At 36.0% G+C, this 15,199-nt stretch carries 14 protein-coding genes; 1 reads left to right on the top strand and 13 read right to left on the bottom strand.

Going from position 1 to position 15,199, the window contains the following annotated elements; genetic code table 11:
- Positions 1-15: 15 nt before the first annotated feature.
- The 9 genes from OCV47_RS04980 to OCV47_RS04940 form a co-directional block, all read right to left on the bottom strand.
- Positions 16-1,392 (bottom strand): type II secretion system F family protein, encoded by a 1,377-nt coding sequence (locus OCV47_RS04980; protein WP_262654153.1) that lies wholly within the window; start codon positions 1,390-1,392, stop codon positions 16-18.
- A 2-nt stretch (positions 1,393-1,394) separates the two neighbouring features.
- Positions 1,395-2,132, bottom strand: coding sequence for a type II secretion system F family protein (locus OCV47_RS04975; protein WP_262654152.1), 738 nt, complete (start codon positions 2,130-2,132; stop codon positions 1,395-1,397).
- Positions 2,133-2,399 (bottom strand): hypothetical protein, encoded by a 267-nt coding sequence (locus OCV47_RS04970; protein ID WP_470358294.1) that lies wholly within the window; start codon positions 2,397-2,399, stop codon positions 2,133-2,135. It lies immediately after the preceding gene.
- Between the two features lie 241 nt (positions 2,400-2,640).
- Positions 2,641-2,937: a hypothetical protein gene (locus tag OCV47_RS04965; protein ID WP_022171679.1), complete on the bottom strand. Its 297-nt coding sequence runs from the start codon at positions 2,935-2,937 to the stop codon at positions 2,641-2,643.
- Between the two features lie 131 nt (positions 2,938-3,068).
- Complete coding sequence (locus tag OCV47_RS04960) at positions 3,069-3,449, bottom strand: TnpV protein (protein ID WP_055177549.1); 381 nt, start codon at positions 3,447-3,449, stop codon at positions 3,069-3,071.
- Positions 3,450-3,469: 20 nt separating this feature from the next.
- Positions 3,470-3,877 carry a DUF6262 family protein gene (locus OCV47_RS04955; RefSeq protein ID WP_008374214.1) on the bottom strand — a complete coding sequence of 136 codons (408 nt, stop codon included), beginning with the start codon at positions 3,875-3,877 and terminating at the stop codon, positions 3,470-3,472.
- Positions 3,861-5,369 carry a tyrosine-type recombinase/integrase gene (locus OCV47_RS04950; RefSeq protein WP_226819361.1) on the bottom strand — a complete coding sequence of 503 codons (1,509 nt, stop codon included), beginning with the start codon at positions 5,367-5,369 and terminating at the stop codon, positions 3,861-3,863. Before OCV47_RS04950 ends, OCV47_RS04955 begins: the two co-directional genes overlap by 17 nt.
- Positions 5,356-7,086 carry a tyrosine-type recombinase/integrase gene (locus OCV47_RS04945; RefSeq protein WP_055196435.1) on the bottom strand — a complete coding sequence of 577 codons (1,731 nt, stop codon included), beginning with the start codon at positions 7,084-7,086 and terminating at the stop codon, positions 5,356-5,358. The genes OCV47_RS04950 and OCV47_RS04945 overlap by 14 nt, the downstream gene beginning before the upstream one ends.
- An 18-nt stretch (positions 7,087-7,104) precedes the next feature.
- Positions 7,105-8,208, bottom strand: coding sequence for a tyrosine-type recombinase/integrase (locus OCV47_RS04940; RefSeq protein ID WP_055196436.1), 1,104 nt, complete (start codon positions 8,206-8,208; stop codon positions 7,105-7,107).
- Positions 8,209-8,448: 240 nt separating this feature from the next.
- Here OCV47_RS04940 and OCV47_RS04935 point away from each other — a divergent pair, with 240 nt between their 5' ends.
- Complete coding sequence (locus OCV47_RS04935; RefSeq protein ID WP_055196437.1) at positions 8,449-9,246, top strand: helix-turn-helix domain-containing protein; 798 nt, start codon at positions 8,449-8,451, stop codon at positions 9,244-9,246.
- 428 nt (positions 9,247-9,674) lie between these two features.
- On the opposite strand, the gene OCV47_RS04930 is transcribed toward OCV47_RS04935, so the two are convergent.
- The 4 genes from OCV47_RS04930 to OCV47_RS04915 all read right to left on the bottom strand — a co-directional run bounded on the left by OCV47_RS04930 (position 9,675) and on the right by OCV47_RS04915 (position 15,178).
- Positions 9,675-10,286 (bottom strand): class I SAM-dependent methyltransferase, encoded by a 612-nt coding sequence (locus OCV47_RS04930; protein WP_055196438.1) that lies wholly within the window; start codon positions 10,284-10,286, stop codon positions 9,675-9,677.
- Positions 10,287-10,365: 79 nt separating this feature from the next.
- Positions 10,366-10,533, bottom strand: coding sequence for a transposon-encoded TnpW family protein (locus OCV47_RS04925; protein WP_015513594.1), 168 nt, complete (start codon positions 10,531-10,533; stop codon positions 10,366-10,368).
- Between the two features lie 1,248 nt (positions 10,534-11,781).
- Positions 11,782-14,580, bottom strand: a complete 2,799-nt coding sequence (locus OCV47_RS04920; protein WP_055196439.1) for a DNA methyltransferase — start codon at positions 14,578-14,580, stop codon at positions 11,782-11,784.
- A gap of 124 nt (positions 14,581-14,704) precedes the next feature.
- Positions 14,705-15,178, bottom strand: coding sequence for a hypothetical protein (locus OCV47_RS04915; RefSeq protein WP_015513591.1), 474 nt, complete (start codon positions 15,176-15,178; stop codon positions 14,705-14,707).
- Between the last annotated feature and the right edge of the window lie 21 nt (positions 15,179-15,199).

The raw sequence follows: 15,199 nt of genomic DNA, 5'->3' as shown, positions 1-15,199 counted from the left end.
CTTTCTCGAATTTTTTCAGAATGATAGTACTGCCGGCACAATTAAAATCACCAGCACCACCATCAGCATCAGAATCATTGGAAATAACAGCTTTGTTCCTGCTTCCTCGCCCATCTTCTTTGCCAGCTGCCTTCGATCTTCCATTGCTTCTGCCGCCTCATCTAACAACAATTTTGTCATTCCTTCAGAACTTTTCTGAAGACTTCCTGATAAAATAGTTCCCAGTCTGATATAACAGGTATGTTCACATCTTCGTCCAAATCGCTCATATGCTTTTGCTTCTGAAATACCACTTTTCATTTCATTACATGCTACTGTCATTTCTTCATAAGCCCACCTTATTTTCCCCTCAGACTTTGTCTGCTGATATTCTTCTGCAATTCTTGTAAATGCATTTTCAATTGTAAGCCCTGCATTTAACAACATTCCCAACTTAAAAACCACATCTGGATAATCCAGAATCAGCTGTCGCTTTCTGTCCTGCTCTGCTTTTTTGAATTCTTCGCTTTTGCTGATGTAACCGCCTGCTGCCAGCAGCACTACCAGAAGAAGACCTGCCCCCATCACCGAACTGCCTGGCAAGGACCAGATAACGTTGCGGCCATCCACCTGAGCTGGTAAACGCATATTACTTTTCTGAGCACTTTCTTCTTTTGCAGATGCCACAGCCTGATTCAGATCAAGCCTGAGCTGTTCTTCCTCTGTTCGCTCTTTCGGATACAGATGCAGTGCCATCTCATATAATTCCTCTTTTTCTTCGCAAGTCAATATAGCTGTCAAAGTCAGGATCTGTCCTTTTTCCGGCAATTCTGCTACAATTTCTCCGTTTTCATCCAATAAGCCCTCCGGATTCTGAATCCATTGCACAGTTACTTCTCCGTCCTGAAGTTCTGATGGGAGGCTGATCCTTTGCCGAATGTCATCTGCTGACTTATTTTCTCCCAGTACCCTTTGCTGCAATTCAAGCTCTGCATTTTTCAGGAAATTCTTTTTTTCCTTTTCGGTATACTGACGTTCTTCCAGTTCCAGATGTATTTCCTCGGTTTCTGTGCTCCCCTGTATATCAGCCTTTAAAATATAAGTGTTACTCCCCTGTCCTTTTTCTGGTCTCTCCAGCGCATATGAATCCAGAACCATTTCCTCTCCACCAATACTTCCTTCTATAACTGGCAACAGAATTAGTCCGACACAGAGAAATAACAGCATATTTTCCAGCCTCGCTATTTCTTTTTCTGCTTCTTTTTTCTTTCCAGCCGGAAACATTTTCCAAATCTGAATAGCACCTTTGCGAAAAGGCTTCCGATACCATCTGATCTCCCCTGGTACCTCCTGCCCGGATGATATCAGTACCAGAACTCCCATAATCAGCACAATTCCCCAATAGATCCACATGCTTACACCTCGATCTCTACTATCTTTTTCCCCCAGACTACAGCTCCCAGATAAACACCCAGCGCTGCTGTCATAATCGCTATTCCCGCAGGGTTGTGATACATAACATCTAGGAACCCCGGTGAAACAGTCTGTACATACAACAGAATCAGGCAGGGAATCAGACTCATCATATTCTGTTCCATTTTCTTAGCTGACAATACTACCTGTATCTCTTTTCTTGTCTCGTTTTTCTGCATGATACTCTGTATTGTATTACGTATAATCGCAATCAGATTTCCTCCTGATCTTTTGGATACTGCGAAGACTTCTGCGAAATTGCGAATATCTTCGATTCCGCTGCGCACTGCCAAAGACTGCAAAAGTTCCTCCAGATTCTGATTCATATTCAACTGGCTGACAATTGATCTGAATTCCAGTACAATCATGTCGTCCGCCCGATACACCAGTGGCAGTTCTTTTAGAGCATCTGTAAAGGCAGTCTCCACAGAATAGCCTGCAGTCAGAGAAGTGATCACAGTCTGCATTGCCATTAGAAATTGCTCTTCCAGTTTTTCCCTTCGCTTCTGACACAGATTCTCCCGCCGCATTTTCAGGAATGGATTCAGACATGGAAGACAAAGCAGAAAGACAATCCAGGAACGATAAAACAGATAACTGATCATTCCATCCAATACCAGAAAAACAACTATATTTTCTGCATATTCTTTCTTGGATAACTGATATCTGGTATAGTTCATCTACATCAGTCCTGCTCTTTCCAGTTTTCTTGTCTGCTCCAGTTCTCCTTTTTTCACCAGTGTACCCTCTACTTTCTCTCCACCCTTTCTGCTTTCCTCAAACTCATACAGTGTGTGCGTCAAAATCTCTTCTTTTTCGTAGCTGTATCCGGTAATCTCCAATATCTCCAGCACTTTTCTGGAACGGTCTCTCATTCGCCCAAGATGTACCATAATATCTAACCCGGAAGCGATTTGTCTGCGCACTGCAGAAACTGGTAATTCCATGCCCATCAAAATCATTGTTTCAAGTCTGGCAAGCATATCCTTCGGGCTGTTCCCATGACCGGTAGACAGGCTTCCATCATGACCATTGTTCAGTGCCTTTATATGGACTCCCTATGTTCCCATCATGCAGAAATACAATATCTGTACTTAATATACACTGTATATAACGTTATTATCTTGCCATTTCACAGTTGCAAAAAGAAAAGAGAGCCTTTCACAGCCCTCTTTCATATTGACTTTATCATTCATTTGTCATACTCAACAGTTTGGCAACCAATGTCTCTAAACTTTTTCCCAAAAATGGGACAAAGTCTGGTATTGCACCAAATGCCATCCCAATTATTATCATTCGACCACATTCTCTTGCAGATTCCAAAGCAAATCCATAACTCAAAATACCTGTCAGAATAAATATAATTGATAAAAAGTAAAGCAAAATATTTCCCAATATCATCGGAATTTTTAATAACCAGTGAATCAATGTCATTACTGCAAGAATTAAATATAAAAACACTTTTATTATGCACTTAACCAACATTTTTAATCCCTCCCTTTTTTATCTTTCCGGACAGCAAGAATCTTGCCATCCGGACTTCCATTTTTTTGCTATCCAGACTTCCACTTTTTTGCTATCCGGGCTGCAAAATTCTTGCTATCCAATACAGTTCATTATCCTTTCGTGTATATCATTTCCGTCAAAATCATCTCTTCTGCATCATGACAAAGGGTATTCATCCTCCTTGTCCATTCCATGTTGTCCTGCCTTTTTAATTTCTCTGTAATTCCTTGTTTCTCCATCATCAGTTTTACTAATTGTTCTTCTCTATCCCTTGCTTCTGCATCAATCTGATTCAAATGCTCGACAAGTTTTCCTTGTAACAACAATATTTGATATTTTGCCTTTCTGTGTTCCTGTAAATAGCTTTTACGAAGCATCCCATATTTCCCATAAGTTGGTTCGATATCTGTAAGTGCCAATTCTGGCAAATAATAATCACCACATAACATATAAGTAAGTCCATTTTTCTCATCATAAATTTCGTTCTGCATAAAATATTCTCCTTTTCTTCCTATAATTGGTCGTACATCTTCAACAGTGTTCCCTTTTTCATTTGACTATATTTCACCTGTAATTCTTCATATTTTTTCTGAAGACTTTCATATTCGTTTTTCGGAACACTATCGGATAATTTCTGTTCTAAACTCTTAATCCGTGCTTCCTGTGCTTTTGCAATAGCATCACTTTTAGGATTTCGCAATATCATTCCCTGTTGTTTTTCCTTCAATTCCATCATGACCTGTTTCACATTCGGATTATTATAGAAAAAACCTCTGGAAAGTCCTGTTAGTTTTGTAAGTTCAGCAACTGAAATTTTTATATTTTTTCTATACATTGTTTCAATAGCTGTTATTGCTGTTTCCGTCATTTCCGCACTTTTTTCTTTTGCCAGTGCTACCATTTTATCGTGTTTCTGCATTTTCCTTTTCCCTCCTGTATTGTGCTAATAATTCATTCATTTCATCTCGTACAGCCTTTGTGTCCTCCGCTAATGCTTCGTTTCTTAACCGCCGATAATGTGGTATGGTTCGTGTATCCTTATGCCCCAACAGCCTTGCAATGCTATCATCATCTAATTTCATTTCTGTAAGTTTTACTCCAAAAGTATGTCTAAAACGATGTGTACGAAACTCAAAATAATTTCCATTATCATCCCTGATATCATTTTCATAAATCATGATATTTACATGATATTTCAGCATTGAATCTGTATACAATTTTCCATTATCTTGAAGAAAAATATATTCTGAATCTGGATGCTCCTTTTCTGAAACTTCTATTGCTTTTCTAATCAATTCTGCCAGCTGATCGCTAACTGGTCTTTTGTATTTCCTTGTTTTCTGCTGGATAATAGTTATAAAATAATGTCCAGATTTCTCAGATAAGCAATCCCTTCGCAAAGTCAACGTATCCTCTATTCTTGTACCGAGCATCTGATGTATTATTAAACATCTGCCTAACTGGGGCTTTAATTTTGTTAATGCACAATTAAATCTTCTGATTTCTGCATCTGAATACGCTTCTGGTAAAGCGTTGTCATATGCTCTGCAATCACTGGATAGAAAAAGGTTGCATATATTTCCTATTTCCAGTTCACGCCCTATTTCATCCAACAGATTATCCAAAACCGACAGCTCTGTCGTGTAACTGACTGATGTAAGACCGGTATCCGTTTTTATATAAACCAGATAATCTTCTATCATATCCCTGCTAATTTCTGTAAAGTGCTTTACTTCTGGAAATCGATCATACATGAAACTAGCAAACCGACGGAATCCACGCAATTCACCTTTTATACTACCCATTGCTTTTGTCTGGCAGTGGCTATACAATATTTTCTTTATTATCTCTTTAAATTCTTTCTGCCTGATCTCACGAAAATCTAATCTATATCTTCCACGAATCGGATTACTCCTTGGCACAATATCCAACTTTCTCATATCCCATACATCTTTTTCGTTTTCTGGAATACCTGCTGTTTTACACTTCACAACATACTCATAATACATTTTCAGAAAAGAAACCTGAGCGCTACTTTGTTGCTCAACATTCCGCCTATCTGGTCTATTTCTTCTAACATACAGCGCCAATCCTTTTTTATATAAAAATGCTTTATAACTTCTCTCCAGTTCTTCCCATTTTTTATCAGTGATGCTGCTACAACTTGTACACTTCTCATTCAGAAATTCTTTCAACAGATCAAATCTGTAAATATCATTTACTACTGTTGATAATGACAAACGTCTACATCTATCATCGATATACCCATAAATCTCATCCTGCATCTTTTCATTATGAATCTCTGATATGTAGTACACCCTGTTTTCCTTCCATTTCAGTCCTGCCAACTGTTTTTCTGTAGCTTGTTGATAACAGTCATACGAAATCAAATTAATATTACCTTTCATCATCTTCTGCTCCTTTCAATTTAAATGACTGATTTTTAGAGAAATATTTATCTTCAGCCGATACAATACGTTCCGGCATGAAATCAATGTACTGTTTTGTCATATTCTCACTTGAATGTCCTAGATAATCTCGTACCCCTTGTATAGAAACCCCATTTCCGTACATTGAAGTTGCAAGGTTATGTCTGTAATCGTGTGCTCTAAAGATATAATCTCCGCAGGCAATCCCACGAGCCTTACACTCCCGAATCATCTGATTTGAAAATGTCTGTCCATTAAATGCACCACCCTTTTTATTTTTGAATAAATACTCCCCATTTTTTATTCCGTACTTTTTTTCATAATCATTCACCAGTCCAACCAATAAACTGGGAACAGGAATGACTTTTTCTCTCCGCATTTTGCTTTGATATATGCGCATCCAATTCTCATTGCCTTGTGAATAAAAGGCTCCCGATTTTATTGTACAAACCTCGCTTTTCCTAATTCCTGTGCAAAACAAAATCAAATACATCAACTGTAAATGCTCTGGGAATGCCGGCAGCTCCTTAATTAGATGAGCAATTGTTTTTTCTGGAACACTTCTTTCATTGTGTTCCGAAAAACCTTTTTTTAAAAATCGTTCCGGATAAAACTTCAACACTTCAATATTTTTCATTTTCAAAAACTGTAGAAATGTATGCATATGTGTGATATATCGGTTAAAAGTGGAATACTTAATATCGGACTCATCCAAAACAGACACATAATCCGCTATATCTTGCATCTCCAGTTCAGTTACTTTCTTACTCTGTCCATCCAGATATTTTAAAAATTGTGAAATAAAACTTATTGTATTTCGGATATTTGATAAAGACAGATCAGATATCCCGACCAAATATTTTGCGTATAATTGTAAATACCAACGATTTTCTTTTTCGTAAATATTAATAAACGAAAGGCTTTTAACAGGTGAACTGGCATTGATTCTCGATTTATCAAACTGAAACCTATCCATATACCAGATACACGCTCGCCAATTTGTCTCTGAATCTGTTAGAAATAACGTTCTTCTCGCAAACTCAACAATCTTAGAAGCCTGTTTTTTTATAATTTCCGACTCCTTGTTTAAATACAGATAAAATCTGTTTTCGTCTGCCTGTTCCATTTCTTCAATATCATCTATTCCGTACTTATCGCAAAACCGTATAAGTGCTTTTAATGGTTCTAAAAAATATCTTCGATGTCTTTGTACCTTATCCATATTCAGAATTTCACACAGCAATATTTTTGTCTGTCGCACCAACTGTGATGAATGTATCCTCGTTAAGTCCCATAACAAATCATTCTTATCGACCACCTGACGAAAAGATTGTGCTTTCTTCTTATTGGGGACATACAGCAAAAACAATTTGTCTTGCTTAAAAAACTCCTGTTCTACAAAGAAGGGATTTCCTTGTGAATAGACATCCGGCATATTTTCTATTTTTAAACGATCAAATAAGCTCATTAATTCCGCTTTATATTTTTCTGAAATATCCTCTTTTTCAAGAGAATCCATATACATTTTTCTCGTTTCATAGTTAATATCTGCAGTACACTGTATATCTGTATACTGGAAAAATTTGTATAACCGGTTATAGTATTTTGCTTCTCCATTCGTAACTAAAGATATTTCTTCCTTTAATTTCTCGGATATTTTTTCCTGATATAACTTAGGAACAATTTTTAATATTGCCAAGGTAATCCCTCCTTCCTTTTACAGAAAATCTGCAATTTGGTATAAATCTTCATTATTTGAGTAGTATTGATCTGTCGCTTCTATCAATCGTTCATTATTTTCACCCAAGTATTTAATGGTAGTTTCAACTTTCTTATGCCCCAGGGCAAAACGAATGTCATTCAAATCCCATCCTTCTTTTCTTCTTTCCTCCGCAAAATAGTGTCGGAGCTGATGCGGATGGGAATTGATATCCGTTTTTTTGGATAGCCTTTTCAACATGCTATACACAGAATCCGCATCTAATGGCTCTCCTTTGTTTTTTCCAGTCAATTTTGTAAATAGATACTCCGAGTTCATCAGACTTTTTCGGTTATCAGAAATGTACTTAACCAAGAACTCAAAAGTTGTATTACTTAACAAAGCCATTCTATATTCTGCATTTTTTGCTCTTGCCAAGTTGGTATTGGATTCACGATACCTTACCCGAACCGTCCTTCTTTTAAAATCAATATCTTCGGTATAATGGATTCCCAGAATTTCCCCTAATCTAAGACCGGTTTCTGCCATCATTGCTATCAGCAATCGATCTCTATCATTCGAACAGGCATTTATCAGCTCCTGTATTTCTTCGGATGTTATTTCTTCCAGATTAGGTTCTTCTTCTTTGAAGAAACCTTTAAACGAATTCACTGCATTTTGATGATTTACTCCCATACTGTCAAAATACGATACTTTTTTTACTCGTAAGACTTTAAGCATTGGCACAACATCTTCCAGTGCCAAAAACTGGTAGTATCTGAAGACTGCACCAAGATACATATTGCAGGTCTTATTACTCGTCTGTGTATTATGCTCAGTATGCTTTCCACTCTTAACCCAATACAAGAAATCGATAAAATGTTTATTCTGCTCTGAATAGGATAACAATGTAATCTCATCCAATCCTATCGTTTGCTCCTGCAGATAATTGTAATAATATGAAAGTGCGAAGGCGGCGGATTTTACAGTATTCGGAGAAGCATTAATCTGATCCAGATGCTTCAAATACTTTGATGGAAGGATTTCAATTTCTTCAATATCAGAAGTAATCAAAAAACGTGGTCTATTATCTTTCAAAACCGAAACAACCCTATATTTCAATCCACAGCCCTCCTTCCTTTCTTTTTGATTTGTTTGACTTCTTTGACTTCTTGATTTACATTATACACAAAGATGTCAAAATGTCAATTACGTTTTTGACTTCTTTGACTTTTAAAGGAATATCAATAAAGCATTTTTTGATTTCTTTATGTTTTAAATTGATTTTTAGGGATATAATTGATAAGATAAAATACAAGAAGTCAATTTATACAAAGTCAAAGAAGTCAAGAGGAGATTTGAATGAACGAATTTATATCAAATTCAGGCACACTAATAAATCCTGACAGCGTTTACGATCAGGAAAGATTCATCAATATACTTCAAATCATTTTACAGAAAAAAACACAAAAAGAATTATCTGAACAAACAGGCTTAAATAATGCAACCATTTCACGAATGCTCAACGGTGCCCGATCTGGAAGACCATATAAAAGCACTATTGATAAAATTGCAAAAGCCATTGATGATCCAGAACTTATCCAAGAATTATATGATGCAACGGGATATTCTTCTAAGAAAATACGGGAACGGAAAAAGATAATTGCAGACAATGGATTTTCTCTGGATCTCTCTACTGTTCAGGTGCATGAAAAATTTTTTTCTACCTTAATGCGTGGACTTTCCATGATGACAAGTCTGCATAAAGTTGAATGGACAATAAAATCCGGAACACCCAGATCATACGATTATTTAATTGAATTAAAAGAGGGAAATATAGATTATTGGTACATTAGATATGTAGATAGAATTATTTCTGATGAAGAAAGAAAAAAAGCCTTAACTGCCATTTATGGAGAATTTGCAAAATTGAAATTGGGCGGAAAAATCAAAGTTTCTTGCGCCACTCCTTCTTACGAAGATTATGATTATTTTGTTACAATTCCGCCATATCAATTAAATACAAATGCTTCAATTATACATTTTGATTCTGAACTCGAAAGATTTGCAGACGAAACCTTTTTAGAGACAGCTTTACCACTTAAAGAAAATATTCCTGTTAAGGATTTTTGTAATCTTACCGAACCACTGATACTATAACTTTTTGATTTTATCACAGAGAGAGTTACTTATGGCTCTCTCTTTTTTTTGCACTTCCTCCTCCCACGTTCCAACTCATTATGGCTAATCATTTTTCTAAAGTAAGTATCGCCTAGAGTAACTCAAAATTCCATTTCTGGATTATGATTCTCTGACAAACTTGATGGAGATTACGATTCCCCATACCCTCAATATCACAAAATATCAAATTTTGCTATTAGCTCATAATAAATTTTCGCAGCTATCTGTTTTTGCACTCATAGTTATCAAAAGCTTTTTATAACCATCTGCTTCTACCAGTAACAAAATGTCAATAGTTTTTGAATCACTTTTTCAAAAAAGGCAAAAAATAGAACGTATAGATTATTTCCATACGCTCTATCTCACATTTCATATTAAATTTTTGAATTCTACAAACAGGAAATTAGCTATTTCGTTGCAACAATACTTATCCAATGATTTTTTGTATTTGAATACATTTTTATCTCTGTAAAACCTGCTTCTTTCAAAGCAGCAATGAGTTGATCAGAGGTGTAAATCTTCATACCATCAATCAACTTTGTCCATTTTTCATCTGCGGCATTCGTTCCGTCAGATTCGTTACAAATCAGGAATGTCCCTCCGTTTTTCAGAACCCGATTTACCTCAAAAAAACATTTTTCCAATCCAGGCCAGAAGTAAACTGTCTCGAAAGCAGATACATAATCAAAAACCGCATCAGGAAAAGGGATAGCAGATACATCACCTTGAACCACGCAACATTTCCCTTGTTTAATGGCGGTGGCGTTCAGTTTTTGAGATTCTGCCACGCTGACCTCCGAATAATCCATTCCTGTCACATGTCCATTTCCGCATTTGCCCAACCAGGCTACAATATTTGCACCGCCTCCGCAACCAACATCCAGTACCGTAGCGTCCGGATTCACTGAGATATTTGAGAATCCCCATTGTGATAACTTGGCGTGACCGATGTTCATCATCTTCGTCATCAATTTTCCGCCGAAGCCTTGTGGCTTACGAGTATTTTCAAAGAAGTTCATTGCATTATTCCTCCTCTTTAAATTCCAGTTTGTTACTCACATGATATCATATTTTTTCTTCAATTACATCCACCTAATTTTAATACACTGCCTGTCGACTTGCTTCTGTAACCAGCATCCGGTTAATCTTCTCCTGCATTGTTTCCTTTGCATTTTCATTGAAATGATAACGGACAACATAGACTGTCTGCCCGATTTTCTTTGTAAATGTGTTACCCTCTGTTTTTGTATTCATCATTTTTTCCATAATCATTTTTCCTTTCTTTTGGAGCCCCAGCAGAGAGTCATTCCATTGGTCTCTGTCAGAACATTATTCTTTAAATCAGGCCCAAAATGGGCACTTCCAGTTTCACAGGCTACCTATATATAGCCTTTTCATTTTTGCTTGCAAAAAGCCTTGTGATCACAGCACTTTTTTAACGTAAAAAGCGTTTTAATATGATGCAGCCAACGACAAGAAGCATATCTAACAAATATCATTGTCTATCACTTCTGTTTTCTCTGCCGATATCTCTCTGGTTAATCCCTAATAATCTTCCCTGCCAGACAAGACGATAAGTACAGCGTTTGCTTCTATCGTGTTTCCAAATACTTTCTTCCATCATCCGATGGTTCTTCATCAAGTTCCAGTCCGTGACGTTTACAGATATCTAAAAACATTGTCCGGCAGGCAGAATCGGCTGCAGATTCAAAATTTTATTATTCAAAAATAAATAAAAATGGATTCCACCAAAATACCCATCACCAAAAATGTACTGGACACTTCTATTCATTATATTTGCACCAACAACTTGAAGTTATCTTCCTGCTTACGACTTTCCAACAACATAAACTCCAAATATCATTTTGATAATATAAAGATACTTCTTTCTTACCCCAGAGCAAGATCCACCTGTGTTTAACAATATTGTCTTTCATCACAATATTCTCTTATCAGGTTTTCATCTTGCTGGGGATTCCCCAAACCCATTTTTCTATTTATGCCGAGGTCTCAGTATACACTAGAGCAAGATCCACCCCGGTAATACCATATCGCTATTTTAGCAATATGATATTTTCCGGACGTAGGATTCTTGCTGAGGATTGTGCTCCCCAGTTCCTCACATTCAGCATAAATATATAATTGGTTCCTCGAATTTCTTCGGTCACAGCACAGGGAGAAAAAATAGGCTAAACAGCCCTATATCCCTGTGAAATCACCATGTGATTATAAAAACAGCAAGGACAGGAAGTGTGGATACACTTCCGCAAAATTGCCAATTTCGGAGCCATATCCAAAATTGAAAAATACATAAAAATCAAAAATCCGAAACCTTACTTGATATCCAAAATTTATAATTTTTACAGATTACCAAAAAACCAATATGAAAATTTTACAAATTTTGTACCACCTGTAAAATTCCCATATTGGTTTTCATTCATCTTTTATGGATTTGGAATATTCTATGTTTTCAAAGATTTTACTTTGAGCAAAAAACAGCTCTATAAACTTTTATCATTGCATTTTCTGGTATAATTTCATCAACTCTCCCACACAATCTGCTTCCGTCATTTTTGTACTAAAGCCATACGCAGCCATAACAGCTTTATCATTTGCAGTATGTGCTCGCCGTAACTCGGCTGGCATTGTTAAAGGATCATATAAAGCCGCAAGATTACTATTAGGATATAATGTTCTTGCTTTCAAAATTTCCTGTGCCGATTTTTCAATTTGTTCCCGATTCTTCTCCGTTACTACAGGCCACGGGAAATTGTTATACACTATTGTGTTTGAATAACTATAATCACTTTTTAATCTTCCACACACTGCTCGCATCCATGCCATATGAACATTCGACATCAATACACCAAATTCATAAAATGATGCATTTGGCATAGTGAATAATTTGTCTCCCGGAATAATTTCACCATCTAAATAATCCATTGGAATATATCTACGATTCTGAGAAGAAACTTTGGGAATCGCAATATATTGATTTTTATGTTCAAGTATTGATGCAAATAAAGTTGGATTCTCAGCCGCTTTTTTTGTGTTCGCTCTTGTACTACTAAGTCTAAATTCACGTACTTTATTCACCCGTTCTAATATCATCGGACATTTTTTTAATAATCCAGGATCAGCTCCAACAAGCCAAATACAATATCTCGGCTTTCGATCAATAAAATCTTTTCCCATCATATAATGTCTAAAAAACGGAGAAGCTTGTGGTTCTTTTTCCAAAAACTCTTCCTTTTCCTCTTCCGTCAATATTAAAAATCCACCATCTATTGCTTGCCCACCTAATGCTATTTCAGGAACATTACACAATGGTTTCATTCTTTTTTCAATGAATATATTTTCTGCATCAAGCAAATATCCATTAATATTATTCGCCGGAATTGCGTTCTCACCTGAATAAATTATTTTCTGCTTATTATTTACAGCTCTGCTAAAGCCAACAATTACACAATGAACATGCGCTTTTATTGACGCTTCACTATCCCATATAAATGTTCTGTATGCAAAATCAATATGTACACCTGATTCAAAAAGCGGTTTCCAGAGAATCGAAACACTTTCTCCTTGTGTAATTGAATTAGTTGATACCAATGCTGCTCTGATATTATAATTTCCCATATAGTCAGCTGCTTTTTTATACCAGCAACTAACATAATCAAGATTTCCTATACTCTTCCATCCTTCAAATATCTTCTCAACATCTTCCTTCTGCTCCGACGCCATCCAACGTGCTCCTACAAATGGCGGATTTCCCATTATAAACGATAATTTTTCTGCAGGAATTACATCATTCCAATCAACTCTTAATGCATTTCCTTCTGTGATATTTACATATGTCTTTAAAGGAAGAAAATCATCATTAAATCCATACACAATATTTTTCGTTTCTTCCAACATTTGAGATTCTGCAATCCATAAAGCCGTTTTTGCAACTGTAACTGCAAAATCGTTAATCTCTATTCCATAAAATTGCTGAATAGAAACTCTAATTGGATTATTTACCTCTACCAATGTCATTTGTCCGCCAACTTTTTCCTTTATCACCTCATTCTCCAAACGACGAAGCGACAGGTATGTTTCTGTAAGGAAATTTCCGGAACCACACGCAGGATCAAAAAATGTAAGTGATGCCAATTTATTTTGGAATTCTTCCAATTTTTTATCTCTGGTACGCTTCACTTGAATTGCTCTAATACTATCAAATTCCTTTTGCAAATCTTCCAAAAAAAGCGGACTAATAACTTTATGAATATTTTCAATAGATGTATAATGCATTCCTCCTGAACGTCTGGTCTCAGGATTTAATGTAGATTCAAATACCGCTCCAAATATAGTTGGAGAAATATCACTCCAATCAAAATCTTCTGACGCTTTTGTAAGAAGTAATTCTTTAATTTCCTCTGTAAAAGGTGGTATCTCAATAGTTTCATCAGCAAATAACCCACCATTTACATACGGGAACTGAGCAAGTTCTTCCTCCAAATACTCGTCTCGCTCTGATACAGGTGTATCCAATATCTTAAATAATTCTATTAAAGCTCTCCGGCAATCCTTTACTTCATATGTTTCCAAATAATCATGGAACATATTTCTCTTTCCAAAAATACCAGCATCTTCTGCATACAAGCAAAAAACAATTCGCACACATAAAGCATTCAGGCTCTTTAGTTTATGCTCTCTTTTTTCTTTCTGCTCAAATGTTTCATCCTTTTCCTTAATATCTGGTATACGATATTGTTTTAAAAACGCATCATAAAGAAGCCCAACAATACCTCCTGCTTTTATTGATACTTCCATTTCATGCGATATTGTCTTTACTTCCTTTTTCACCAAGAAGTCCAACAATGGATATTTGCTTTGTAATTCATCTAAAGCAATCTTTGTCGGTTCTGGCTGTTTCTGGTTCATATCATAAATCCAAATTTCAGCAAAATTTGACGTAACAATCCACCGAGCTCTTTCATCAAAAGTCAGCTTCCCATTATATCTGTCTGCCTGTTCAAATGGAGTAAGATCAACATCTCCTGAATTCCTGATTTTCTGATCCAATGCTTTTCCAAGACTCTTCTGTTCAATAATTACTCGTGTTTCAGGAATATATACATCAATACGTTTTGTATTTCCATCAATTACAACTTTCTTTTCAAAGTTCAAACGTTCTGTCACATTATCCATTCCCAAAACATTCGTCAATAAATCAATCCAATAAGAACGTCCATCTTCATCTTCTTTCCCTTTTCCCATCCATCGGTTTACAAATTGACGGGCAGCCTCTCTTTGTTCTGCATCTGTCATGCTTTTTCCTCCTAAATAATCGTACATTCACAAATCTTTCTCCGACTATTTTTACATATCATATCCACAGTATATCATAAAATTATTACAGAACAGCATTCATATATCATTATTTGTATTTTGTCTACACACAAGGAACTTCTACCGCCAAATCATAATAATATTGATACATGATCATGTTATCTTTTGCTTCTATATACACTCTCTGAGCTTCTTTCATCAAGTTATTCCAAATATCTTTCCATTCACTAGGAGCCGAATCTAAAAACCACATATTATTAAATGACATTTCTATCGTCCCCCATAAATCATCTTCTTTACGCTCAGTTTTTATATTCATCTGCATATTTCGGGCAATTTCCAATGCATCTTTTTGTAAAAAAGTGAATTTCACTACTTTTTGAGGATCTGGAACTTTCTTAAAACGACGCATATGAGCTTCTGCCTTTTTTATAATTGTTTCCAATTGTTCATCATGCCATTTTTTATCCTCTAGTATCTCTTCTTCTGACATTTGCGCTTTTTCTGCATTAATTTCTCTTTGCATTTCTTCCAATTCACGCTGTGCAATATCATAATATTTCTTTTCAATCACCATAATCTCCCAACTCCATAAAAA

Origin of the sequence: Muricoprocola aceti, assembly GCF_025567005.1 — a bacterium.
Lineage (GTDB): Bacteria > Bacillota > Clostridia > Lachnospirales > Lachnospiraceae > Marvinbryantia > Marvinbryantia aceti.
The sequence above is the reverse complement of the archived record's forward strand: the minus strand, read 5'-3'. Positions and strand labels throughout refer to the sequence as shown.

Coding starts and splice junctions, on each gene's coding strand:
- OCV47_RS04920 (WP_055196439.1), bottom strand. CDS start 14,580: ATGACAGATGCAGAACAAAGAGAGGCTGCCCGTCAATTTGTAAACCGA.
- OCV47_RS04955 (WP_008374214.1), bottom strand. CDS start 3,877: ATGCAGAAACACGATAAAATGGTAGCACTGGCAAAAGAAAAAAGTGCG.
- OCV47_RS04975 (WP_262654152.1), bottom strand. CDS start 2,132: ATGAACTATACCAGATATCAGTTATCCAAGAAAGAATATGCAGAAAAT.
- OCV47_RS04950 (WP_226819361.1), bottom strand. CDS start 5,369: ATGATGAAAGGTAATATTAATTTGATTTCGTATGACTGTTATCAACAA.
- OCV47_RS04915 (WP_015513591.1), bottom strand. CDS start 15,178: ATGGTGATTGAAAAGAAATATTATGATATTGCACAGCGTGAATTGGAA.
- OCV47_RS04930 (WP_055196438.1), bottom strand. CDS start 10,286: ATGAACTTCTTTGAAAATACTCGTAAGCCACAAGGCTTCGGCGGAAAA.
- OCV47_RS04965 (WP_022171679.1), bottom strand. CDS start 2,937: ATGTTGGTTAAGTGCATAATAAAAGTGTTTTTATATTTAATTCTTGCA.
- OCV47_RS04935 (WP_055196437.1), top strand. CDS start 8,449: ATGAACGAATTTATATCAAATTCAGGCACACTAATAAATCCTGACAGC.
- OCV47_RS04960 (WP_055177549.1), bottom strand. CDS start 3,449: ATGCAGAACGAAATTTATGATGAGAAAAATGGACTTACTTATATGTTA.
- OCV47_RS04925 (WP_015513594.1), bottom strand. CDS start 10,533: ATGGAAAAAATGATGAATACAAAAACAGAGGGTAACACATTTACAAAG.
- OCV47_RS04970 (WP_470358294.1), bottom strand. CDS start 2,399: ATGGAATTACCAGTTTCTGCAGTGCGCAGACAAATCGCTTCCGGGTTA.
- OCV47_RS04980 (WP_262654153.1), bottom strand. CDS start 1,392: ATGTGGATCTATTGGGGAATTGTGCTGATTATGGGAGTTCTGGTACTG.